The 23,502-nt window shown below is 67.5% G+C and carries 23 protein-coding genes; 8 read left to right on the forward strand and 15 right to left on the reverse strand.

Annotated elements, in window-relative coordinates; genetic code table 11:
• Positions 1 to 2: 2 nt before the first annotated feature.
• Complete coding sequence (locus tag CFP68_RS05700; protein ID WP_099825617.1) at positions 3 to 1,406, reverse strand: amidase; 1,404 nt, start codon at positions 1,404 to 1,406, stop codon at positions 3 to 5.
• A gap of 121 nt (positions 1,407 to 1,527) precedes the next feature.
• Here CFP68_RS05700 and CFP68_RS05705 point away from each other — a divergent pair, with 121 nt between their 5' ends.
• Positions 1,528 to 2,805: a glycerate kinase type-2 family protein gene (locus CFP68_RS05705; protein ID WP_241523971.1), complete on the forward strand. Its 1,278-nt coding sequence runs from the start codon at positions 1,528 to 1,530 to the stop codon at positions 2,803 to 2,805.
• Here the strand turns inward: CFP68_RS05705 and CFP68_RS05710 are convergent.
• Positions 2,788 to 3,192, reverse strand: coding sequence for a response regulator (locus CFP68_RS05710; protein WP_099825621.1), 405 nt, complete (start codon positions 3,190 to 3,192; stop codon positions 2,788 to 2,790). The genes CFP68_RS05705 and CFP68_RS05710 overlap by 18 nt on opposite strands.
• 230 nt (positions 3,193 to 3,422) lie before the next feature.
• Here CFP68_RS05710 and CFP68_RS05715 point away from each other — a divergent pair, with 230 nt between their 5' ends.
• From CFP68_RS05715 to CFP68_RS05730, 4 genes are read left to right on the forward strand one after another with little or no spacing between them, the layout of a single operon-like run.
• Complete coding sequence (locus CFP68_RS05715) at positions 3,423 to 3,797, forward strand: DUF1636 family protein (protein WP_099825624.1); 375 nt, start codon at positions 3,423 to 3,425, stop codon at positions 3,795 to 3,797.
• The gene (locus CFP68_RS05720; RefSeq protein WP_099825626.1) at positions 3,794 to 4,807 is read left to right on the forward strand and encodes an aminotransferase class I/II-fold pyridoxal phosphate-dependent enzyme; all 1,014 of its coding nucleotides are present in this window, start codon (positions 3,794 to 3,796) and stop codon (positions 4,805 to 4,807) included. Before CFP68_RS05715 ends, CFP68_RS05720 begins: the two co-directional genes overlap by 4 nt.
• Positions 4,804 to 5,706 carry an adenosylcobinamide-phosphate synthase CbiB gene (gene cbiB, locus CFP68_RS05725; protein ID WP_099825628.1) on the forward strand — a complete coding sequence of 301 codons (903 nt, stop codon included), beginning with the start codon at positions 4,804 to 4,806 and terminating at the stop codon, positions 5,704 to 5,706. The genes CFP68_RS05720 and cbiB overlap by 4 nt, the downstream gene beginning before the upstream one ends.
• Positions 5,707 to 5,753: 47 nt before the next feature.
• Positions 5,754 to 6,935, forward strand: coding sequence for a lytic murein transglycosylase (locus CFP68_RS05730; protein ID WP_099825630.1), 1,182 nt, complete (start codon positions 5,754 to 5,756; stop codon positions 6,933 to 6,935).
• Between the two features lie 102 nt (positions 6,936 to 7,037).
• Here the strand turns inward: CFP68_RS05730 and smc are convergent, their stop codons facing one another.
• Together smc and CFP68_RS05740 are read right to left on the reverse strand one after the other, a co-directional pair.
• Complete coding sequence (gene smc / locus CFP68_RS05735) at positions 7,038 to 10,490, reverse strand: chromosome segregation protein SMC (protein ID WP_099825633.1); 3,453 nt, start codon at positions 10,488 to 10,490, stop codon at positions 7,038 to 7,040.
• Positions 10,491 to 10,626: 136 nt separating this feature from the next.
• Entirely contained in the window at positions 10,627 to 11,592 is a 966-nt protein-coding gene (locus CFP68_RS05740) for an NADPH:quinone oxidoreductase family protein (RefSeq protein WP_099825636.1), read from the reverse strand.
• A 283-nt stretch (positions 11,593 to 11,875) separates the two neighbouring features.
• Between CFP68_RS05740 and CFP68_RS05745 the strand changes: the two genes are divergently transcribed.
• Positions 11,876 to 12,250 carry a helix-turn-helix domain-containing protein gene (locus CFP68_RS05745; protein WP_099825638.1) on the forward strand — a complete coding sequence of 125 codons (375 nt, stop codon included), beginning with the start codon at positions 11,876 to 11,878 and terminating at the stop codon, positions 12,248 to 12,250.
• 70 nt (positions 12,251 to 12,320) lie between these two features.
• Complete coding sequence (locus tag CFP68_RS05750; protein ID WP_099825641.1) at positions 12,321 to 13,130, forward strand: inositol monophosphatase family protein; 810 nt, start codon at positions 12,321 to 12,323, stop codon at positions 13,128 to 13,130.
• Between the two features lie 161 nt (positions 13,131 to 13,291).
• Here the strand turns inward: CFP68_RS05750 and CFP68_RS05755 are convergent, their stop codons facing one another.
• The 10 genes from CFP68_RS05755 to CFP68_RS05795 all read right to left on the reverse strand — a co-directional run bounded on the left by CFP68_RS05755 (position 13,292) and on the right by CFP68_RS05795 (position 21,506).
• Positions 13,292 to 13,735, reverse strand: coding sequence for a molybdenum cofactor biosynthesis protein MoaE (locus tag CFP68_RS05755; RefSeq protein ID WP_099825644.1), 444 nt, complete (start codon positions 13,733 to 13,735; stop codon positions 13,292 to 13,294).
• Between the two features lies 1 nt (position 13,736).
• Positions 13,737 to 13,982 carry a molybdopterin converting factor subunit 1 gene (moaD, locus tag CFP68_RS05760; RefSeq protein ID WP_099826202.1) on the reverse strand — a complete coding sequence of 82 codons (246 nt, stop codon included), beginning with the start codon at positions 13,980 to 13,982 and terminating at the stop codon, positions 13,737 to 13,739.
• Positions 13,982 to 14,653, reverse strand: a complete 672-nt coding sequence (gene pgsA / locus CFP68_RS05765; protein WP_099825647.1) for a CDP-diacylglycerol--glycerol-3-phosphate 3-phosphatidyltransferase — start codon at positions 14,651 to 14,653, stop codon at positions 13,982 to 13,984. The genes moaD and pgsA overlap by 1 nt, the downstream gene beginning before the upstream one ends.
• A gap of 190 nt (positions 14,654 to 14,843) precedes the next feature.
• On the reverse strand, positions 14,844 to 16,706 hold the full coding sequence (uvrC, locus tag CFP68_RS05770) for an excinuclease ABC subunit UvrC (RefSeq protein WP_099825650.1): 1,863 nt from the start codon (positions 16,704 to 16,706) through the stop codon (positions 14,844 to 14,846).
• Between the two features lie 309 nt (positions 16,707 to 17,015).
• Positions 17,016 to 17,804, reverse strand: a complete 789-nt coding sequence (locus CFP68_RS05775) for an SDR family oxidoreductase (protein ID WP_099825652.1) — start codon at positions 17,802 to 17,804, stop codon at positions 17,016 to 17,018.
• Positions 17,805 to 17,818: 14 nt separating this feature from the next.
• A complete protein-coding gene (locus CFP68_RS05780; protein ID WP_099825654.1) occupies positions 17,819 to 18,775 on the reverse strand; it encodes a calcium/sodium antiporter in 957 nt (318 codons plus the stop codon).
• Between the two features lies 1 nt (position 18,776).
• A complete protein-coding gene (locus CFP68_RS18195; protein ID WP_169961458.1) occupies positions 18,777 to 18,941 on the reverse strand; it encodes a hypothetical protein in 165 nt (54 codons plus the stop codon).
• Positions 18,942 to 18,944: 3 nt separating this feature from the next.
• Positions 18,945 to 19,742, reverse strand: a complete 798-nt coding sequence (locus tag CFP68_RS05785) for a S49 family peptidase (RefSeq protein WP_099825657.1) — start codon at positions 19,740 to 19,742, stop codon at positions 18,945 to 18,947.
• A 79-nt stretch (positions 19,743 to 19,821) separates the two neighbouring features.
• On the reverse strand, positions 19,822 to 20,583 hold the full coding sequence (locus tag CFP68_RS05790) for an ABC transporter permease (RefSeq protein ID WP_099825659.1): 762 nt from the start codon (positions 20,581 to 20,583) through the stop codon (positions 19,822 to 19,824).
• The gene (locus tag CFP68_RS05795; RefSeq protein WP_099826203.1) at positions 20,580 to 21,506 is read right to left on the reverse strand and encodes an ABC transporter ATP-binding protein; all 927 of its coding nucleotides are present in this window, start codon (positions 21,504 to 21,506) and stop codon (positions 20,580 to 20,582) included. Before CFP68_RS05795 ends, CFP68_RS05790 begins: the two co-directional genes overlap by 4 nt.
• Positions 21,507 to 21,780: 274 nt before the next feature.
• Here CFP68_RS05795 and CFP68_RS05800 point away from each other — a divergent pair, with 274 nt between their 5' ends.
• Positions 21,781 to 22,881, forward strand: coding sequence for an AI-2E family transporter (locus tag CFP68_RS05800; RefSeq protein ID WP_099826204.1), 1,101 nt, complete (start codon positions 21,781 to 21,783; stop codon positions 22,879 to 22,881).
• A gap of 3 nt (positions 22,882 to 22,884) precedes the next feature.
• Here the strand turns inward: CFP68_RS05800 and CFP68_RS05805 are convergent, their stop codons facing one another.
• A complete protein-coding gene (locus tag CFP68_RS05805) occupies positions 22,885 to 23,502 on the reverse strand; it encodes an ABC-type transport auxiliary lipoprotein family protein (protein ID WP_241523972.1) in 618 nt (205 codons plus the stop codon).

The following is a 23,502-nucleotide window of genomic DNA, read 5'->3' on the forward strand; positions in this document are numbered from 1 at the left end:
CCCTAACGCACCACCGGATCGATCGGCGCGCGGGGCAATCCCAACTCGGCTTCGATCCGGTGCGCCACCTGCAACAGATGTGCTTCCTCGAACGGGCGGCCGATCAGTTGCAGGCCCACCGGCATCCCGTCGACGAACCCCACCGGCAGCGACAGCGCCGGCAGGCCCAGCGTCGTCGCAAGGAACGAGAACCTCAGCCAGTCGACATAATCCCTTACCGGGGCATCGCCCACCATGGGCGGATATTCCTCCTCGACCGCGCGCGGCATCAGGCCGACCACCGGCGCGGCCAGGACATCGCAACGCTCGAACGCGGCCCTGACCCGGTTGTGCAGCGCCGATTGCGAAATCGCAGCGTCATAGACACGCTGGATATCCATTGTCTGCCCCATGGCGATGTTGTCGCGCAGGGTCGCCTTGAACCGGGCCTGCACCTCGGATGGCAAGCGGCCCGGTCCCGTCGCCCAGACCATGGCGCGCTGCGTCAGATAGGTCTGCTCAAGCCCGTCGAAGTCGGGAAACCCCTCGTCCACGCCGAATTGCGCGCCCAACCGACCCAGCGCGGCACGCAAGGCGCCCTCCATCACCGAATCGCAAGGGGCGAACCCGCCCATGGTCGGCGAGAACAGGATGCGCACATGACCGGGATCGACGTCCACGCTGTCGGCAAACGGCATGGCCGGTGCGTCGCGCGACAGCGGCCAGGCCGGCGCGCGACCGGCCATGGCGTCGAGGAACAGCGCGCAATCGCGCACGTCGCGCGCCATGGGGCCCTGCACGCTCATCGCGCTGAACAGGTTGGTGGGTGATCCGCCCCCCGCGACACCGGGTGAACAGCGCATTCCGACGACCCCGCAATAGGCGGCCGGCGTGCGCAGCGATCCGGCAAGATCGCTGCCATGGGCCAGCCACACCTGCCCCGAGGCCAGCGCCGCCGCCGCACCCCCCGATGATCCGCCGGCGTTCTTCGCCGTGTCCCACGGGTTGCGGGTCATCCCGAACACGGCGTTGAAGGTATTGGCACCCGCGCCCATTTCGGGCGTGTTGGTCTTGCCGATGACGATGCCGCCACGGTCCTCGATCCGGGTGACGATGGGGTCAGACACCTCGGGCACGAAATCGGCATATCCCGGCGTGCCGAAGGTCGTGCGCACCCCCGCCACCGGGGTCAGATCCTTGATCGCCAGCGGCAGACCGTGCAGCGGCGCCCCCTGCTTACCCGCCGCCGCCGCTTCGGCCCGCCCGGCGCACAGGGTCGGCATGGCATTCACCGCCGGATCGACGGCGGCATGGCGCGCGACGGCGGCGGCGACCAGTTCAGCCGGCGACACCTTGCGGGACTTCAACAGGGCGACCGCATCGGTCGCGGACAGGGCGCAGAGGTCTGATCCGGTATAGCGTGCCATGGGATTTCCTTTCTGGGACGCGGCCAGCAAAGCAGAGGGCAAGGACCGCGGCAAGGCCGACCGCCTTGACAGCACCCGCCCTGCAAGGTCTGTCTTGCGCATCCCGAAAGGAGCCGACACCGTGCCAGACCCTTCGACCCTGCCGCTGCGCGACGCCGCACGGGCCTTTTTCGACGCCGCCGTGGCCGCCGCCGACCCCGGCGCCGCCGTCACCCGTGCACTGCGCGACACCCCCCTGACCCCGCCTGCCGGCCGCACGATCCTGATCGCCATCGGCAAGGCCGCGCCGGCGATGATGTCGGCGGCATTGGCCATGACCGCCGGCGCGACCGAGGCACTGGTCGTCACCCATCACGACAACACCGCCCCCTGCCCCGGCGCGCGGATTTTGCGCGCGGGCCATCCCGTGCCCGACGCGGCGGGGCTGGCGGCGGGTCGCGCGGTGCTCGATCTGCTGGCGGGCGCGGGTGCGGACGACCGGGTGCTTGCCCTGATCTCGGGCGGGGGATCGGCGCTGGTGCCGGCGCCGGTCGATGGTGTCAGCCTGGACGACAAGATCGCCCTGAACCGCGCCCTGCTGAGCAGCGGGCTGGACATCGTCGCGATGAACGCGATCCGCCAGCAGGTGTCGCGCCTGAAGGGCGGCGGACTGGTGCAGGCGGCGGCCCCGGCACCGGTTACGGCACTGATCCTGTCGGACGTGATCGGCGACGACCTGCGCGCCATCGCATCGGGGCCGACCGTATCACCGCTAAGCGATCGTGCCGGCGCCGCACGCGCGCTGCGCGATGCAGGTCTGTGGGATTCCCTGCCGGCCGCGATTCGCAATCATCTGTCGGCCGATATCCCGCCGGCGGCCCCGATCACGGCGGACAACCGCCTTGTCGGATCGAACCGCCAATCGCTCGAGGCGGCCGCCGATTCGGCCCGCGCCGCCGGGTTCGACACCCGCATCGTCTCGGACCGGTTGACCGGCGACGTGACCGACGCGGCGGCGGCGATCCACCGGGCGCTGCTGGATCTGCCCGCCGATGCACCGCCCACCGCCCTGCTCTGGGGTGGCGAGACGACGGTGCGTCTGACCGGCACCGGCCGCGGCGGGCGCAACCAGGAACTGGCCCTGCGGATGGCCGAGCGTGCGGCGCAGGCCGGATCGTCGCGCGACTGGACCCTGCTCAGCGGCGGCACCGACGGGCGCGACGGGCCCACCGATGCGGCGGGCGGGTTCGCGGATGCAGGCACTTGGGCGCGGATCGGACGGGCCGGGCTGGATGCCGACGGCCTGCTCGCCGACAACGACAGCAACGCGGCCCTGTCCGCCGCGCGGGACCTGTTGATCACGGGGGCCACCGGCACCAACGTGGCCGACATTCAGATCCTGTTATCGCGCGCTGCCTGACTCGTCGCTCGGCACAGGCACGGGCGGCTGCGTGGCGCCGTAATGCTCGACGATCGCCGCCACGTCCTCGGGCGGAGTCGACAGGCCAAGCGTGGTGCAGGCATTTGGAATATGTTGAAACACCGATCCATCCGAGAAGAAGGACGACGATGTGACGGGAATGATCCGACAATCGGGATGGCGATAGCTGGCGAAATCCGCGACGGCCAGCGACGATCCTTCGCTCAGCGTCAGGCTCAGGATCACGATCTCGAAGACACTCCCCTGCAGCGCCCGGATCGCCAGCGCCTGGGTCGATTCGATCTTCACGACAGCGCCCATCCGTTCAAGGGAGGCCCCCCAGATGGCGGCGAGGTCGCGATTCTCCGCGACGATAAGAACTCTCATCCGACCCCCCGCCACGATCGCGGCCTATTGCGGCGCGGACGACACCGCGCGCTTCATGGTCCTAGCACAAGGCCGGACTGAATCGCCCCGCAATTTCCATCTACCGTGACAAATAGCAATAATCCGCTTGCAATGTCCCGCGCACCGATGGTTTCACCCGCCTGGGCGCGCGAAGGTCGGGACACGATCGTTGATATCGCGGGACGATGCCATACGGAAGGCCACGAGAGATGACCACCTGGATCACGATCTGCGACACCTGCCGCGTCGACGGGCGCGACCCTGAAGGCGGCATGCCACGCGACGGCGAACGCCTGGCCGTCCTGGTCGAGGCCGAGCCTCGCGCCGACGTGCGGACCCGGCGCACCTCCTGCCTGATGGGCTGCACCCACGGCTGCAACGTGGCGGTCCAGGGCGCCGGCAAGATCGCCTATACCCTCGGCCGTTTCACGCCGACCGCCGAAGCGGCGGCTGCCATCGCCGATTATGCCGCGCTGCACGCTGCCTCGGACAGCGGGCAGGTGCCGTTCCGCACCTGGCCCCAGGGCGTGAAGGGGCATTTCGTGACCCGCCATCCGCCCCTGCCCGACGCGGGCCGGGAATGACCGGCGCCACGCGCGATCACGGCGGCGGGATCGACGCCGCCGCCGCCCGGTGGGGTGGCGCGCGCGCCCAGTGGATCGACCTGTCGACCGGGATCAATCCGTCCCCCTATCCCCTGCCGTCCCTGCCGCCCGAGGCCTGGAACGCACTTCCCGACCACGGCGCTCAGACCGCGCTGGAAGACGCCGCGCGCCGGTTCTGGCAGGTTCCGGATACGGCATCGGTGCTGGCCGCGCCGGGGGCGTCGGCGCTGATCGCACAACTGCCCCACGCGCTGTGCGGGGATCGGGTGGCGATCCGGCCCGACACCTACAACGAACACGCCGCCGCCTTCCGCACCGCCGGCTGGCAGGTCGACGACACCCCGGCAACGCCCGGAGCACCGCTGCGGGTGGTGGTGCATCCCAACAATCCGACCGGGGAATACTGCGATCCGGCCATGCCGGGCCCGCTGATCGTCGATGAATCCTTCTGCGACACGGCGCCCGCGCGCAGCCTCGTCGCACGCGCCGGCACCGGCGTAACCGTGCTCAAGAGCTTCGGCAAGTTCTGGGGTTTGGCCGGCTTGCGGCTGGGCTTTGCCATCGGCGCGCCCGCTTTGATCGACCGGCTTCGCGAACGACTCGGCCCGTGGCCCGTGGCCGGCCCCGCACTGGCCATCGGCACCGCGGCCCTGCGCGATCACGCCTGGGCGGCCCGGACCCGTGACACCTTGCATCGCGAGGCCGCGATCCTCGACACCATGCTGTCGGACGTGGGATTGACCGGCACCGGCGACTGCCCGCTGTTCCGGCTGATCGAAACGCGCGATGCACAGGCCTGGCATGGGGCGCTGGCCGAACGGCACGTGCTGACACGCGTTTTCCCCTATGCGCCCGGCTGGCTGCGCGTCGGTCTGCCCGCCTCCCACCATCGTGACCACCTCGGGGATGCACTGAACGCCGCCCGGGGCGCGATCGACGGGACGGTGGGCGGGGCGATGGCGCAGCCGAGCGCCGCCCGGCGGCCATGATCCTGACCGGCGCCCTCATCCTCGACGCGCTGATGGGCGAACCCCGCTGGCTCTGGTCGCGAATTCCCCACCCCGCCGTGATCATGGGGGGCGCGGTGCAGGCCGCCGACGATGGCCTGAACCGCGGCGACCACCGCCGCGCCCGTGGCGTTCTGGCCATCGCGCTCCTGTGCCTGGCAGCCTTCGCCGTGGCCCGGATCATCGCCTGGATCCCGCTTGGCCCGCTGCCCGAGCTTCTGGTGGCCGCGATCCTGCTGGCGCAGAGATCGCTGGTCGACCATGTCACTGCCGTCGCCACCGGCCTGCGCCAGGGTCTTGGCGACGGTCGCAAGGCGGTCGCCATGATCGTCAGCCGCGACACGGCCGCCATGGACACCTCGGCCGTCGCGCGCAGCGCCATCGAATCGGCCGCCGAGAACATGTCGGACGGCGTCGTCGCGCCCGCCTTCTGGTTCCTCGTCGCCGGATTGCCGGGGCTGGTGGTCTACAAGGTCATCAATACAGCGGATTCGATGATCGGCTATCGCACGCCGCGCCACGCGGCATTCGGCTGGGCCGCGGCGCGGCTCGACGATCTGGCGAACCTGGTGCCGGCCCGCCTGACCGCCGTGCTGATCGCCATCACGTCCGGACAGTTGCGCGCCATGCCGGCGATCCGGCGCGACGCCGCGCAGCACCGTTCGCCCAATGCCGGCTGGCCCGAGGCGGCCATGGCCCGCGCGCTGGACGTGGCCCTGGCCGGTCCGCGCAGCTATGACGGCAGGATGCGGGACTTTCCCTTCGTCCATCCGGGCGGCCGGCGCGACCCCGACGCCGACGACATCGACGCCGCCGTGCGTCACCTGTGGCGCACCTGGGCCGCGGTTTTGGCCATCGCCGTCCTGTCGACGGTTGCCTGACCCGTCCGACGTGATAGCTTCCGGCGCAAAACCCAAGGATACCCCCCATGCGCCACGCCATCGCCACCGCCCTGCTTGCCGTTCTTCCGCTTGTGGCTGATGCCCAGACAGGCGTGCCCTGCGGCGGCGACTTTGACGGTTTCGTCAGCGATCTGAAGGCTGAAGCCCAGGCCATGGGGCATCCCGCAGACACCGTGAACGCTTTCTTCGATGGTGTCCTCCAGGATCCCCGCACGCTGCGCGCCGACGCGTCCCAGGGCGTGTTCCAACTGCCCTTCGTCGAGTTCTCGCGCCGCGTGATCAGCCAGAACCGCATCGACAACGGGCGCGCGAACCTGCGCAAATGGGCCACGACGTTCGATCGGATCGAGGCCGAATACGGCGTCAGCCCCGGTGTGCTGCTGGCGTTCTGGGCGCTCGAGACCGACTTCGGTGCGGTCCAGGGCGATTTCAACACGGTCAACGCACTGGTCACGCTGGCCCACGATTGCCGCCGCCCCGAGTTGTTCCGCCCCCAGATCTTTGCCGCCCTCACCCTGTTCGAGAACGGTGACCTGGATCCGCGCACCACCACGGGCGCCTGGGCCGGTGAGATCGGCATGGTCCAGATGCTGCCCCGCGATATTCTGGAAAACGGTGTCGACGGCGACGGCGACGGGCATGTTACCCTGAAGACCAGCGTGCCCGACGCGCTGATGAGCGGGGCCAACATGCTGCGCGATCTCGGCTGGCGCGCCGGCGAACCCTGGCTGCACGAGGTCACCGCGCCGCGCGATCTGGACTGGACGCGAACCGGGTTGGACCACCGGGCACCGGTCGCCGACTGGCGCGCCCTGGGGGTCACCCCCCGCAACGGCCCCCTCGGCCCCGACGACATGCCCGCCGCGCTGCTGTTGCCCCAGGGGCGCAATGGACCGGCCTTTCTGGCCTATCCCAACTTCGATGTCTTCTTCGAATGGAACCAGAGCTTCGTCTATGTCACCACCGCCGCCTATTTCGCCACCCGGCTGGAAGGGGCCCAGGTCTATGCCGCCGGAACCCCCGCACCCGGCCTGTCGGACGCCCAGATGATCCGCCTGCAGGAGCGGCTGGTGGAGTTGGGCCATGACGTGGGCGGCATCGACGGCATTTTGGGCGAAAAGACCCGCGAGGCGGTGCAGAAGGAACAGGTCCGGCTGGGATTGCCCGCCGATGCCTGGCCGACGGCCGAGTTGCTGCAGCGGCTCTGACCACCGCGCGCGTCGCGCTGGCGGCGCGGTCGGGGGTGAGTATTTGGATCGGCAAGAAGCTGCGGACCGGGGGCAAGAGCGGCGCCGGTCGGACGTTGGCATTCAGGCGACCATGGCTTCGGCGCGTTTCAGATCGACCGAAACCAGTTGGCTGACCCCCTGTTCGCCCATGGTGACGCCGAACAGGCGATCCATGCGCGCCATGGTGACGGCATGGTGGGTGATGATCAGGAACCGGGTTTCGGTCTGGCGGCACATCTCGTCCAGCAGATCGCAAAACCGGGTGACGTTGGCGTCGTCCAGCGGCGCGTCGACCTCGTCGAGCACGCAGATCGGGGCCGGGTTGGCCAAGAACACCGCGAAGATCAGCGCCATCGCCGTCAGCGTCTGTTCGCCCCCCGACAGCAGCGACAGCGTCGACAGCTTCTTGCCCGGCGGCTGGCACATGATTTCAAGCCCGGCATCCAGCGGATCGTCGGATTCGACCAGCTCCAGCTTTGCGTCGCCGCCGTTGAACAGGTGCGTGAACAGCATCGAGAAGTTGGCGTTGACCTGTTCGAAGGCGGTCAGCAGACGCTCGCGGCCTTCGCGGTTCAGGCCGGCGATACCCGTTCTGAGCGTGCGGATCGCCGCTTCGAGGTCGGCTTTCTCGCTGATCAGCAGATCATGTTCTTCCTGCACGGCGCCCGCGTCCTCCTCTGCCCGCAGGTTCACCGCGCCCAGCGCGTCGCGCTGGCGTTTCAGGCGGGCAACTTCGGATTCGATCCGGTCGGAAGGCGGCATCTTGTCGGGGTCCACATCCAGGACCTGCAACAGGGCATCGGGCGTGACGTCCAACGCTTCGACGATGCGCTCTTCGGCCTGTTCGGTGGTGGCGCGCGCGGCGTCCGCCCGCGCTTCGGCGGCGGCGCGGGCCTCGCGGGCCTGGCCGGCCGCGCGTTCGGCATCACGGGCGGCGGTGGCGGCGTCGCGCAGCGCGGCTTCCGCAGCGCCCAGGGCGTCGGCGGCGGTCCGGCGGCGGTCGCGGGCGGCGGCGATACGCCCGCCGAGCGCGTCGCGCTGTGATGCGATTGCATCGGGAATTGCCTGGGCTTCGGCCAGTTCATCCTGCGATTCGGCCAGGCGGGCAGAGAGTTCGGCCATTCGCCGGCCCGCCGTCTCCAGCCGCCTGCGCCAGCCGTCGGCCTCTTTTTGCACCGCCTCGGCGCGTTTTGCCCGCGCTTCGCCGTCGCGCCGCAGCTCATCATGTGCCGAGCGGCGTTGCAGCATGGTCAGGCGGGCCGCTTCCACGGTCAGCTTCACGTCTTCAAGCGCCGCGCGCGCGTCCGACAGGTCTTCGAGGTCCGCGACGGCGGCCTCGGCGTCGGCCAGACGGGCGCGGGCGGCTGTCGCTTCTTCCTCGTGGCGGGCGACGGCGTGGCGCGCGCTGTCGAGACGGCCCTGGGCGATGGTGCGGTCGGCCTCGATCCGCGAACAGGCGCGCGCGCTTTCGGCAACCTTTGCGTCGGCGGCGCGCCGGGCCTCGCGGGCATCACGGTCGGCCCGGGTCAGATCGACGAGGCGGCGCTTCAGCGCCTCGTGGGTCTGCGCCACCGCGTCGGCATGGGCCGAAACGCGCGCGACGTCCCGTGTCAGACCCTCGAGGCGGTTCAGCTGCTTCAGGCGCAGGGCGGCGGCGCTGGGCGCGTCTTCCGCCCCGGCGCGCAGGCCGTCCCACCGCCACAGGTCGCCTTCCATCGACACCAGCCGCTGACCGGGCCGCAGCAGAGGTTGCAGGGCAGCGCCACGATCGCGCGCGACAATGCCGACCTGCGCCATGCGCCGCAACAGGACCGGCGGCAGGGTGACGTGATCGGCAAGAGGTGCGACGCCGTCGGGCAAGGGTTGCACGTTTTCATAGGCCGGCAGGCAGACCCAGCCCGACACGCCGTCCGCGATTTCCGGTGCGCGCAGATCATCGGCCAGCGCCGCCCCCAGCGCCGCCTCGTATCCATCGGCGACCGACAGCAGGTCCAGCACCTGCCCCCCCTCGGTCGCGTCGCGGGCCACCAGCTTGGTCAGCGCACCCGCCTCGGCCCGGAGCGCGCCCAGCTCGCCTTCGGCCTGCGACCGTTCGCCCCGGGCGTCGGCCTCGCGCGATTGCGCCTCGCCGCGGGCGTGGTCGGCCTGTTGCAGGGCCTCTTCGACACGGGCGGCCAGATCCTGGGCCGCGCGCTGGGCTTCGCTGGCGGCGGTGAATGCGGCTTCGGACCGCGACACCGCCTCCTGTGCCGCACCCACCGTGTCGCGGGCGGTCCGGGCGGCCTGTTCGGCACGTTCGGCGGCACGAAGCGTGTCGTCACGCAGGCGATGGGCGGATTGATGGCGGGCCGACAGCCGTGCCATGTCTTCGGTCCTGGCCGACAGATCGGCTTCGCGCGCGGCCAGGATGTCGCCGGCCTCGCGCGCGGCTTCGGCGGCCTTCTCCAGCGCGGCCTCGTGCCCCGTGCCGGCCTGGTTCAGCGCCGCGGCCTCGGCGTCGAGGCGCTGAATCGTTTCGTCCGCATCGCGGTTCAGCGCGTCCTCGCGGGCGCTGTCCTTGTGCAACTGGTCGATCCGGGCGGTCAGGGTCGCGATCTGGTCGCGCGCGCGGCTGTCGCGGTCGTCCAGCGCGGCCTGTTCGACCTCAAGCCGTTGCAGCACGGCGGCGGCAATCGTTTCCTCTTCGCGCAGGGCAGGCAGGGCGTCTTCGGCATGAACCCGCGCGGTTTCGGCGGTCTGGGCGTGACGGGCCGCGGTGGTGGCGCCTTCGGCACAGGCGCGCAGGTCGTCGGCCGCCGCGCGTTGCGCTACATCGGCCTCGCGCCAGCGGCGATACAGCAGCAAGCCCTCGGCTTGGCGCAGTTCGACGCCGATGTCGCGGTACTTGCGGGCCTGGCGCACCTGCCGCGTCAACTGGGCCAGTTGCGCGGCCAGTTGCTCGACGACGTCATCGACCCGCAGAAGGTTGGCCTCGGCCCCCTTCAGCTTCAGTTCAGCCTCGTGACGGCGTTGATACAGCCCCGAGATCCCGGCCGCTTCTTCCAAGATGCGGCGCCGCGCCTTGGGGCGCGCGTTGATCAGTTCCGAAATCTGCCCCTGCCGCACCAGCGCCGGCGAATGGGCGCCGGTCGAGGCATCGGCGAACAGCATCTGAACGTCGCGTGCCCGCACGTCGCGGGCGTTGGCCTTGTAGGCCGATCCGGCGTCGCGGGTGATGCGGCGGGTCACTTCCAACGTGTCGGAATCGTTGAACCCCGCGGGGGCGCGCCGGTCGGAATTGTCGATATGCAACACGACTTCGGCAAAGTTGCGGCCAGGGCGAGAGGCGGCACCGGCGAAGATCACGTCCTCCATTCCGCCGCCGCGCATGGCCGAGGCGCGGTTTTCACCCATCACCCAGCGCAGCGCCTCGAGCAGGTTGGACTTGCCGCACCCGTTCGGGCCGACAACACCGGTCAGCCCGTCCGAGATCACCAGGTCGGTGGGATCGACGAAGGACTTGAAGCCATTCAGTTTGAGCCGGGTGAATCGCACGGATGGAACGGACCTTGTTTCGGGGATCGGCGCATATCCTGTTGCTCTTACGGCCTGAGTGTCAAGGTGCGCACGCAGCATATGGCGGGATCGCGCCCCTTGTCCCCAAGGGATCGCGCCCTTGACCCTGTGGCGGCTAGCCGTCGACGACGACCACCACCTTGCCGGTGGACCGGCGCGCGCGCAGGAACTCCAGCGCCTCGCCTGCCTGGGCCAGCGGGTAGCGCGCCGAGATGTGCGGCTGCAGACGCCCTTCGCCATACCAGCCGTAAAGCCGCGTCAGGCTGTCGGTGACGATCTGCGGTGCGAAGGCCATGTAGCCGCCCCAGTAGAACCCCAGCAAGGTGATGTTCTTGACCAACAGGTGATTGGCGGGCACCTGCGGAACGTCGCCGCTGGCGAAACCGACGATGACGATGCGGCCATCGGGGTTGCAGGCGCGCATGGCCGCGCGGAACGGATCGCCGCCCACGGGGTCGAAGACCACATCGACGCCGCCCAGATCCTTCAGCGCACCGCGCAGATCGGGGGCGTCGCTGTCGATTGCATGGTCGGCCCCGGCGGCGCGCGCCACCTGCAGCTTGGCCGCCCCGCGCGCGCTGGCGATCACCCGGGCGCCCATCGCCTTGCCGATCTCGACCGCGGCCAGCCCGACACCCCCCGCCGCCCCCAGCACCAGCAGGGTTTCGCCGGCCCGCAGGTGCGCGCGGTGGGACAGTGCGACATGGGCCGTGCCATAGGCGATCTGGAACGCCGCGGCCACGTCGAACGGCATTGCATCGGGCAGATGCGTGCAGCGGTCAGCAGGAAAGTTTCCCGCCTGCGCCAGACCGCCATGACCGGCGAACACCGCCACCCGGTCGCCCGGTGCAAAACCGCGAACGCCGGGACCGGTCGCCGTGACGGTGCCGGCCACTTCCATCCCCAGTGTTGCGGGAAGCGGCGGACGTTCCTGATACTTGCCCTCGGCCATCAGAAGATCGGCAAAGTTCAGACCGCAGGCCGCGATCCGCAACGCGACCTCGCCCGGGCCCGGCGGCGCGGGCTGGACGGACCGGATTGCCGGCGGTGCGTCAAACGACGTGATCTGAAAGGCATCCATCCTGTCACTCTCCGTTGGGTTCGCGACGGTGTTACAAGGATTCGCCCCCCTTAGCGAGAGACCCGACAGGGGTGGAACAACCAGAGGGATTCGCCACCAAATACACGCAAAAGGCGAGTTTATTTGCCGCGAAAGCCCCGCAACCAAAGGTGGTGCGGGATTCACCACTTTGTTTTTGTTCGTTTTTATCACTGCTGACCCCAAACCTGTCCTTAAAGCTAGGTTGAGTTGCAAGGCGAAGGCTTGTTCATTGGCATACAAGCGCAAGGTTAGGAGCAAGTAGATGAAACACCCCGTGGATGTGCATGTCGGCAAACGGGTTCGCCACCGGCGCTGGATGCTCGGGATGACGCAACAGCAGCTGGCCGAGCAGGTCGGAATCAAGTTTCAGCAAATCCAGAAATACGAAACCGGCATGAACCGCATCAGCGCATCGCGCTTGTGGGATATCGCCGATGCCGTTGACGTTCCCGTCGCGTTCTTCTTCGAGGGCATGGATGGCGACGACGGCAAATCGCCGCAGCCGACCGGGACCGTTCCCGGCGACATCCTGGCAGACAAGGAAGCCCTGGAACTTGTCCGCTCGTATTACGCCATCCCGGAAAACCAGCGGCGCCGGCTGTTCGAACTGGCGCGCGTTCTGTCGGAAGTCGCCTGAAGCGGCGCCTTGACGCCTCCTGCCCGGCAGCTTAGCCGAAACCGCGAATGCGCGGCGCAGGAGGACGACGATGAAACGTTTCGATCCCACCCTTGAGACCCAATTGATTGATTGCGCCACGGCGCTGGCCGAGGCCGCCAGACCGGTCACACTGCAGCATTTCCGCACGTCCGGCCTGGTCAGTGACAACAAGAACCCGGCGGGCTTCGACCCGGTCACCGAAGGCGACCGACAGGCCGAAACCGCCATGCGGCACATCCTGGCGCAACGGCGGCCCGAAGATGGCATCCTTGGCGAAGAGTTCGGCCATCACGCCGGCACATCCGGCCTGACGTGGGTCCTGGACCCGATCGACGGCACCCGCGCGTTTCTGGCCGGGGCGCCGACCTGGGGCGTGCTGATCGCGGTCGGCGACGATTCCGGCCCCGCCCTGGGCGTGATCGATCAGCCTTATATCCGCGAACGTTTTTTCGGCGGTTTTGGCCAGGCCTGGTGCGACGGGCCCAGCGGACGTGTGCCCCTGGCCACCCGCCCCCCGCGCCCCCTGTCGGACGCGATCCTGTTCACCACCTTCCCCGAGGTCGGCAGCGACACGGAACGCGCGGCGTTCCAGGGCGTCGCACGCCAGGCCCGCCTGACCCGATACGGCATGGATTGCTATGCCTATGCGCTGATCGCCTGTGGCCAGGCGGATCTGGTGATCGAAGCGGGGCTGAACGCCTATGACATCCAGGGTCCGATGGCGGTGATCGAGGCCGCGGGCGGTATCGTCACCGATTGGCGCGGCGGGCCCGCCCATCAAGGGGGCCGCGTGATCGCCGCCGCCAACCGCGAGGTTCACGCCGAGGCGCTGAAGGTGCTGTCGCAGGCGGATCCGTGACAGGCAACGAGACCGGCCCGATTCCGCGCGCCTGACGGGCCGAAAGGGTGCACGGCTGCGTATCGGTGGAACGGCTGGCACCTTGCGACAGGCCAGGCACCTTCGTCGGGGCGTACGACGGCCATCCGCCGCAAGCCGCGATCATCGCCGGGTGGCGGGAATCACCAGCGGTCCAGCGCCGCTTCGTCCACGTCGCGTGCCGCGACCCAGGACGCGCCGTCGCCGGTCACTTCCTTCTTCCAGAACGGCGCGCGGGACTTCAGGTAATCCATCAGGAACTCGGCCCCCTGAAAGGCATCGGCGCGATGGCGCGCCGACGTCGCGACCATCATGATCACCTCGCCCACCTTCAAGATCCCGTGCCGATGGATCACCAGTGCATCGTCCAGCCCGAACCGCGCCACGGCCTGATCCACGATGGCGCTGATCGCACCCGCCGTCATGGCCGGGTAATGTTCGATCTCCATGTGCTGCAAACCGCCTTCGGGGCGATCACGCACGATGCCCGAAAAGCTGACCACCGCGCCCGCGTTGGCCTGTGCGGACACAAAGCCGTTCAGCGCGGCGCCCGGATCGAACGGGTCGGATTGCACACGCACCGACATTTCAGCCGCCGGTCATCGGCGGGAAGAACGCCACTTCGCGCACGCCGTCCAGCGCGGCGTCGAAATCCGTCAACTCCTGATCCACGGCCACACGCAGCGCCGACAGGTCGGAAAACGCCATGGCATAGCGATCTTCGCGCGCGCTGAGTTCGGCGACCAGGCCGGCCACCGTCGTCGCGTCGGTGTCGACAGTTTCACGTGGCAGGCCGATGCGTTCGCGCACCCAGGCAAAATAGACGACATCGATCATGGGCGTGGCTCCTCTTTCAGGAACGGCAGCGATTTGCGGAAGTAATCCCAGCCGGTCATCAGCGTCAACAACGCGGCAACCCACAGCAGCGCGGTGCCGATCCACCAGAACGTGTTGCGCGCGGCTTCGAGCCAGTGCAGACCGACCACGTCCTCGATGGTGCCGTCCATGATGCCGGCGATGGTATCGGGGTCCATGCCGATGGTCCGGTCGATGATGTGATGCGTCACGATCCCCGGCACGAACAGCACGGCGATCGCCACCATCTGCGCCGTCGTCTTCCACTTGGCCAGTTTCGTCACCTTCAACAGGCCGGCGGTATCCCCCAGGAACTCGCGCAGGCCCGACACGAAAACCTCGCGGAACAGGATCACGGTGGCCGGCAGCAGGATCCAGGGGTCCATGCCGGAAAACCCGGTGATGACCAGAAGCGCGATCACCACCATCGCCTTGTCCGCGATCGGATCCAGCATCGTGCCGAACTTGGTTTCCTGCCCCCAGGCCCGCGCCAGGTATCCGTCGATCCAGTCGGTCGCCGCCGCCGCGGCAAACAGGATCAGCGCGAACCAGTCGGCCAGCGGACGCGCGAAATACAGGAACATGACCGCAACGCCGGGCGCGGCCAACAGACGCATCAGCGTCAGTATATTCGGGACGGTCCATCTCATGGCGCAGGGATAGCTTGTTGGCGCGGAGGTTGGAAGATGCCGCGGAGGATTGTCTGATCGTTCCCCGCGCGTCCTTCGGTGACGACCCGGCGCGATTTGCGTGCCCGACGGCGAGCGAACAGCCTGAAACCGGGCGATTGGCGGCTCTGTGCGGATATCCGCCGCACCGGAACAGGGACAAGGGTCGGCGTTATCCCTTCTCGTGGAAAAACGCATAGATCGTCTCGGCCAGGTTGTCCGAGATGCCGTCCACCGCCTTCAGATCCTTCAAGTCGGCCCGGGCCACCGCCTTGGCCGATCCGAAATGGGTCAGAAGGGCGCGCTTGCGCATGGCGCCGACGCCCGGCAGATCGTCGAGCGGGGTGGCCCCCACGGCCTTGCTGCGTTTCGCACGGTGCGCGCCGATGGCGAAACGGTGCACCTCGTCGCGCATGCGCTGGATGAAATACAGCACCGGGTCGTTATGACGCAACGCCATGGGCGGTTTGCCGGTGCGGTGGAACTCCTCCTTGCCGGCATCGCGGTCCTCGCCCTTGGCGACGCCCACCATGGGGATGTCGCCGACGCCCATCTCCTCCATGATTCGACGCACGGCCGACACCTGCCCCTGGCCGCCGTCGATCAGCAACAGGTCGGGCCAGGTGCCCGACGTGCGGTCGGGATCTTCCTTCAGCAGGCGCGAGAACCGACGCGTCATCACCTCGCGCATCATGCCGAAATCGTCGCCCGGAGTCAGGCTCGTGTCCTTGATGTTGAACTTGCGATACTGGCTTTTCAGGAAGCCTTCGGGCCCCGCGACGATCATCCCGCCAACGGCATTGGCGCCCTGGATGTGCGAGTTGTCGTAAACCTCGATCCGTTTGGGCGGCGCGGGCAGATCGAATGCCTCGGCCAGACCTTGCAACAGCCGGGCCTGGGTCGCGGTTTCGGCCATGGTGCGCGCCAGGCTTTCGCGGGCATTGCGCAGCGCGCCCTGAACCAGCTCGGCCTTCTCGCCCCGCTGCGGCACGCTGATCTCGACCTTGCGGCCGATCTTGTCCGACAATGCGCCGGCCATCAGCTCGGCTTCCTCGATCCCGTCCGACAACAACAACAGCGGTGGCGGTTCGCGGTTGATGTAGAACTGGCCGATGAATGCCTCCATCACCTCGGCCGGGCCGGCGCCAGACCCGGTGCGCGGATAGTAATCGTAGTTGCCCCAGTTCTGGTTGGCGCGGATGAAGAACACCTGAACGCAGGCCTGCCCGCCTTCCATGTGCAGCGCGATCACGTCGGCCTCGGCCACGCCCTGGGGGTTGATCCCCTGCCCCGCCTGCACCTGGGTCAGAGCGCGGATCCGGTCGCGCAGCGCGCCGGCGCGTTCGAATTCCATCGCCTCGCTGGCGATCTCCATCTCGCGGGCCAGTTCGGTCTGCACCTTGGTGGACTTGCCTTGCAGGAACCGCTCGGCGTCCTTCACCAACGTGCCGTAATCCTCGTGCGAGATATAACCAACGCAGGGCGCCGAGCAGCGCTTGATCTGGTATTGCAGGCAGGGGCGCGTGCGCGAGTCGAACACCGAATCCGTGCAGTTGCGCAAAAGGAACACGCGCTGCAACTGGGTCAGGGTGCGGTTCACCGCGCCCGCGCTGGCGAAGGGGCCGTAATAGCTGCCCTTTTCCTTCTTCGCGCCGCGGTGTTTCTTGATCTGCGGATAGGCGTGGTTGCCGGTGACCAGGATGTTCGGGAACGACTTGTCGTCGCGCAGCAGCACGTTGAACTTGGGCTTCAACTGCTTGATCAGGTTCTGTTCCAGCAACAGCGCCTCGGTTTCCGTCCGGGTGGTCAGAAACATCATCGACGCGGTGCTGCGGATCATCCGGTCGATCCGGGCCGAATGGCCGTTCGGGTTGGCGTAATTGCTGACCCGTTTCTTCAGGTTGCGCGCCTTGCCGACATACAGAACGGCGCCCTTGGCATCCAGCATGCGATAGACGCCCGGCGAATTGTCGAGCGTCTTGAGATAGGATTGAACACAGGCGTGGCCTGTCGGGCGGTCGGTCGTATCGGTCATGGCCTCACCGGAATCGGGTCACGTTTCAGATCGGGGCCGGATCCGGAAAGCGCAAGGCGAAACATACCCACCAAACCTGTGGATAACCTTGCGGAGAAGTTTCGCCCAAGGCGCAATTTCCCTTTGAATCCGGCGGGATCATCGGATTGCCCATTTTTTAGGCTCCCCGTCAAGTTCCTGAAATACCTTATCTTTTTATTTATCTGTATGCAAGCATATGGAAACACTGACGAATTCCTAACAGTCCCGTGATGGCTGGGCGGCGCGTGCATAAGTGTCGTCGCGTCAAGGCCGAAACGTTGACGAGTCTCATTCCACGCCAAGCACATCCGCCGTCTGCCAGGCCAGGTGCTGACCACCATCCACGCACAGCAATTGGCCCGTGACAGCGGGCGCATCGAGGAAATATCCCAAGGCCGCAACGATGTCGTCGGGGTTCGCCCCACGCTCCAGGATCGTCGCCGCGCGCTGGCGCGCGAAGGCGGTGGCATCCTGTCGGCCGCCCCTCAGCGTCGGGCCCGGACCGATGGCGTTGATCCGCACCCGCGGCGCCAACGCCTGGGCCGCCGTCTGGGTGAACGCCCACAGCGCCATCTTGGCCAGCGTATAGGTCATGAACTCGGGCGTCGGCTTGCGCACCCGCTGATCGATCATGTTCACGACCAGGGACCGGGCCCGCGGTTCGCCATTGGTGTCGGTTACCGGATCGCGCGCGACCCGCGCCATGGCCTGGGTCAGAACGAACGGCGCGCGCAGGTTGCTGCCCATGTGCCGGTCCCACGTGTCGCGGGTGGCGTCGGCCAAGGTGTCGTATTCGAAGATCGACGCATTGTTGACCAGAACATCGGGCGCGCCGCCCAGGGCGTCGGTCGCACGCCCGACCAGCGCCGTGGTCGCCGCCTCGTCCAGCAGGTCGGCCCCCAGGGTGCAGGCCGCCTGCCCCCTAGCACAGATGTCCTGCGCCACCTCATCCGCGGCCGTGGACGAGGTGTTGTAATGCACCGCCACGTCATATCCACGGCTGGCCAGATACAGCGCCATGGCACGGCCCAGCCGCTTGCCCCCGCCCGTGACCAGGGCGCGTCGTCTATCGTTCATGCCACAGCTCCGGATCAGGTTCCGCCGCCGACGATCAGGACATAGAGGTAGACGCCGTAGAACGCGCAGAAGACCACGCCCCATGTCCGCGTCACGCTCCAGCGCAGGAAGACGAAGGGCGCCAACACCAGCGACGCCGCCAACATCACCCACAGATCGAAGCGCAGGAATTCCGCCCCCACGTCAATCGGCCCGATCAATGTGGTCACGCCGATGATGGCCAGCAGGTTGAACATGTTCGAACCGATCACGTTGCCCATCGCCACGTCCGCCTGCCGACGCAGTGCCGCCACGACGGTGGTCGCAAGCTCGGGCAATGACGTGCCGATTGCCACCAGCGTCAGGCCGATCACCGTGTCGCTGACGCCAAAGCGTTGGGCAATGACCGTGGCGCTGTCCACCAGAAGGTCGGCCCCCAAAGGCAGACCGACCAGCCCCAGGGCCAGGAACAACAGGATCTTCCACCAGCGCATTTCCGGATCAGCGCCCTCTACCTCGTCCGTGGTGACGGCCAGGCCGGCACGGCGGTGCGCCAGTGCCTCGCGCAGTTGATCGCCCAGCATCACCGCCAGCGCCGCCAGCAGGATCACACCGTGCCACCATGTCAGCGGGCCGAAGAAACACAGGGCGATGAACAGCACCGACGCGACCAGCATCATCACATAGGACTTGCGCGTGTCGCAGTTCTTCATGTGCATCGCGGCCAGGATCGCCGGCACGCCCAGCACCATCAGGATGTTGGCGGTGTTCGACCCCACCACGTTGCCCAGCGCGATACCGGGCGCGCCGCGCAGCACCGCCTGTATGGAAATCAGCAGTTCGGGGGCCGAGGTGCCAAAGGCGACCACGGTCAGCGACACGATCAGCGCCGGCACACCAAGGCGCAACGACATGTTGACCGCGCCACGCACCAACGCGTCGCCCGCCAGAAGCAGTATCACAAGGCCAAGTGCGGCCAGCGCAAATTCCATCTCAGCCCTTTCCCTTGCCGCAGGCGCAGGGCCCCGACCCGATGCGATAGCGTCCGCAACGCTCGCATTTCATCGATTGCAATCGTTTCTGCCCCGGAAACCGCAGTTTGCCGAACATGGCCAGGACAAGCATCCCGATCAGGAAAAGACTGACGACCTTGATCATCCGCTACAGCCCGAACCGGGCATAGGCGGCGCGGTCTTCCAGCGCCCCGATCGCCGCTTCGCCCAGCGACAGGCCGAACCGCGACAGGAACGGGCGGCGCTGGCTGTAGCCGACGAACCTGACCTTGTCGCCGAACAGTTCCTTCATCTTCGGCACCAGGTGGCCGATGCCGTCAACCAGCCCGACATCGATGGCGTCCCGTCCGACCCAGATATCGCCGGTGAACAGGTCACGGCCTTCGGGCAACCGGGAACCCCGGCGCGATCTGACCTGTTCGATGAACCGCGCGTGAATCCGGTCCTGCAAGGTGCGCAGGCGCGCGACATCCTCGGCCTTTTCGGGCTGGAACGGGTCCAGCATCGATTTTGACTGGCCGGCGGTATAGACGCGGCGCGTGATGCCGTGGCGTTCGATCAACTGATCCAGACCGAAACTGGCCGAGATCACGCCGATCGAGCCGACGATCGACGTCTCGTCCACCCAGATCCGATCGGCCGCCGTGGCCAGCCAATAGCCGCCCGAGGCCGCCACATCCTCGACAAATCCATGGACCGGCACGCCCTTCTCGTCCGACAGTCGGCGGATGCGGGCCGCGATCAGCGACGATTGCACGGGGCTGCCGCCCGGTGAATTGATCGACAGGGCGACGGCGGCGGGCTTGCCGCGCCGAAACGCCTTTTCGATCATTCCGGCCAGACCTGCATCGTTCAGGCTGCCGCGTCCGCCACTGGCGATCGTGCCCTGAAGCCGGATCACGGCAACGACGGGCGGCTTGGCGATGAATGGGATGAAACGCTTCATGGGCTGCACATAGAGTTCCACACCACCCGCAACAAGGCCGTGCAACCCGGCGCGGCACCGATGTTGCGTAACGGCACGTTCATTTCCGGATCCGCCACCCGGTGCGGAAAATCAGCGCGATCACCGCGATACACGCGACGGTGAACACGACGATGGCGGCCAGGCTGGCCAGAACCGGCACGTCCGACGCACCAAAGAACGCCCAGCGAAAGCCCGACACCAGATAGACGACGGGATTGAACAGCGTCACGGTCTGCCAGAACGGCGGCAGCATCGCGATCGAATAGAACGATCCGCCCAGAAAAACCAACGGCGTGACCACCAGCAGCGGCACCAGTTGCAGCTGTTCGAAATTCTGCGCCCAGATGCCGATGATGAAGCCGAACAGGCTGAACGACAGGCAGGTCAGGACCAGGAACGCCAGCATCCAGACCGGATGCAGGATCGTCAGATCGACAAAGAAGAACGACGTCGCCAGGATGATCAGTCCGATCACCAGCGATTTGGTCGCCGCGGCCAGGACATAGCCGGCCGTGATCTCGACGAACGACGCCGGGGCCGACAGCAGTTCATAGATCGTGCCGATGAACTTCGGGAAATAGATCCCGAAGGCCGCGTTGTTCACCGATTGCACCAGCACCGTCAGCATGATCAGCCCCGGCACGATGAACGCGCCGTAACTGACACCCTCGACCTGGTCGATGCGGCTGCCGATGGCGGCACCGAACACCACGAAGTAAAGCGAGGTGGACAGCACCGGCGACACGATACTCTGCAGCAGGGTGCGGAAGGTGCGCGCCATTTCAAACACATAGATCGCGCGAATCGCCCCGATGTTCATGCCGCGTCCCCGTTCACCAGGTTGACGAAGATATCCTCCAGCGACGACTGGCGCGTCTGCACATCGCGCAGGACCAACCCCGCGTCGGGCAGCGCCGAAAACAGCCGCGTGATCCCGGTGCGTTCGCCCTGGGCGTCATAGGTATAGATCAGCGTGCCGTCGCCGCCGATCTGCAGATCGAAATCGGCAAGCGCGGCAGGCACCTCTGTCACGGGATCCTGCAACTGGATTTCCATCTGTTTCTGCCCCATGCGCTGCATCAGCGCCGCCTTTTCCTCGACCAGTAGGATGTCTCCCCCGGCGATGATGCCGATGCGGTCGGCGATCGCCTCGGCCTCTTCGATGTAATGGGTCGTCAGGATGATCGTCACGCCGTCGGCCTTCAACCCCTCGACCACGCGCCACATGTCGCGGCGCAATTCGACATCCACGCCGGCGGTGGGTTCGTCCAGGAACAGCACGCGGGGATCATGGCTCAGCGCCTTGGCGATCAGCACGCGCCGTTTCATGCCGCCCGAAAGCTCGAGGATGCGCGCATCGCGCTTGTCCCACAGCGACAGCTGCCGCAGCACCCGTTCCAGGTGGGCATCGTCGCGCCCTCCGCCGAACAACCCGCGCGAGAAGCGCACCGTGTTCATCACCCGCTCGAACGGCTCAAGCGAGATTTCCTGCGGCACCAGCCCGATCAGCCGTCGCGCGGCGCGAAAATCCTTCAGCGTGTCGTGCCCGCGCACGGTGATCGTGCCCGAGGTCGGCCGCGTGATGCCGCAGACGGTCGAGATCAGCGTCGTCTTGCCTGCCCCGTTCGGCCCCAGAAGGGCCAGGATCTCGCCCTTGCGGATCCCCAGGTTGACCGACTTCAGCGCCTCGAAGCCGTCGCCATAGGTCTTGGTCAGGTTTCGGATCGTGACGATGTCGGCCATGGGGTGCTTTTCCTTCGGATCGCAACCGGTCTGCCGCATACCCTAGCTTTCCGCAGACGCGATACAATGTCCGGCCGTGTTATTCCGCGAGGTCGGCCCGCCCGCGCATGCAGCCGGCCGGTCGCCTTGCACCGCGGATGTCGCCCCGTCGCGGCGCCACGCAATGCGTTGACCTTGCCGCGGGTGGCAAGCATACTCGCCGCCATGGCCCGTGGTCCCGCCGCACCGGGGCCCTGCCGCCCAAAGCCGCGACCACCGACGGGAAACGCAACGCATGACCGCAGGTCCGCCGCCCCTTGCCACTCTGGTCAATTCGGCGTTGCTGGTCGTGCTTGCCGGATTCCTGATCTATATCGGCAAGCCTGTTCTGCTGCCGATCCTCGCGGCCGTCATCGCGGTCTACGTCCTGCTCAGCGCATCGGACGCCCTGGGCCGGGTGCCGGTGATCGGGCGCCTGCCCCCTGCCGCGCGACAGGCGATCGTGCTGCTGGGTTTTGCGGTCGTGGTCACGATCTTTACCGGTGTCGTGGTCGATACGGTCGGCCGCATCCTGCGCGAGGCGCCGACCTATCAGGCCAACATCGAACGGATGGTCGCGCGGGTCGCCGACCTGGTCGGGCTGGACGAGCGGCCCGACTGGCAGACGATCCGCGATGCGACCTTCGGCCGGTTCTCGGTGCAGAGCCTGGTCAACACAGCCCTGCTGAACATCACCAACATCGGCGCTTGGCTGTTCCTGGTGGTGATCTATGCCGCGTTCCTGCTGGCCGAACGCGGCGGTTTCGCGGCCAAGCTGTCGGCGGCGCTGCGCGATCCCGAAAGCGCCGAACGGGCCGAGACGATGATCCGCGACATCAACCGCAGGATCGGCGACTACCTGGCGATCAAGACGCTGGTGAACGTCCTGCTGGGCACGGTGTCGTTCGTTATTCTCTGGGCGGTGGATGTCGATTTTCCGCTGTTCTGGGCGCTGGCCATCGGCCTGCTGAACTATATCCCCTATTTCGGGTCACTGGTGGGGGTGGCGTTTCCCGTGGCGCTGACGGCGTTGCAGTTCGGCAATCTTGAATGGACGCTTCTTGTCGCGGTCCTGCTGACCTCGGCGCAGATGGCCGTCGGCAGCATCGTCGAGCCGCGGATGATCGGGCGGCGCGTCAACCTGTCGCCGTTCGTCGTGCTTGTCTCGCTGGCGATCTGGTCTGCGCTCTGGGGGTTGCCGGGCGCGTTGCTGGCCGTGCCGCTGACCTCGATGCTGACGATCGTGCTGTCGGCGTTCGACACGACGCGCGGCATCGCCCTGTTGATGGCGGACCGCATCGTGGGCGACGACCGATCGCGCCGCCCGTCTCCCCTGCCCCCGGCGCGCGACGCCTGAGGGTCAGGCCGTCGCGGCAACCCAATCGGCGATCTCGGGCAGTATCGCATCCAACGCGGTCTGGAAGACCGGGATCAGCACCGTCGGCAGATCATCCGTGGCCGCGGCCGTCCGGCGGAACACCCGTGTCGCGATCACGCTCTGGTCGCGATCGCGCACCAGGGTCACGCTGAGGTCCACCACGACGGAAAAGCCGGGTTGCGCCACCTCGACCTGAAAGGCGTCGATCCGCGACAACAGGGCGACATCGGGCACCGGCCCGCCTTCGCCGGGGCCGACATACCCGACCCGCCCGGTGCCCGCGATGGACCGCACCAGCAGGGATTGCATCACCGCCGGCAGTTCATCGGCCCAGCGCGCGTCGGGCAGGTACGTGATCGCCAGCGCATCCGGCTTGACCACGATCCGGTCGGTGGCGATGGCAGCGGGCGCCGTGGGGCGCGCCACGAGGATCGTGCGCCCCGATCGCCGGCCGGTGGTAGAGCCCGGCACAGGCACCAAATCATAGGTGTCCAGCGGCGTCGCGGCCTTGTTCAGCGACGACAGCGCGCTGCATCCACCAAGGGTTGCGATCGCCCCAAGAAGGGCCGCGCGTCGGGTCAGGATCATTGGATGTGGCAT

The sequence above is a fragment of the Oceaniglobus indicus genome, assembly GCF_002751875.1.
Taxonomy (GTDB): Bacteria; Pseudomonadota; Alphaproteobacteria; order Rhodobacterales; family Rhodobacteraceae; genus Oceaniglobus; species Oceaniglobus indicus.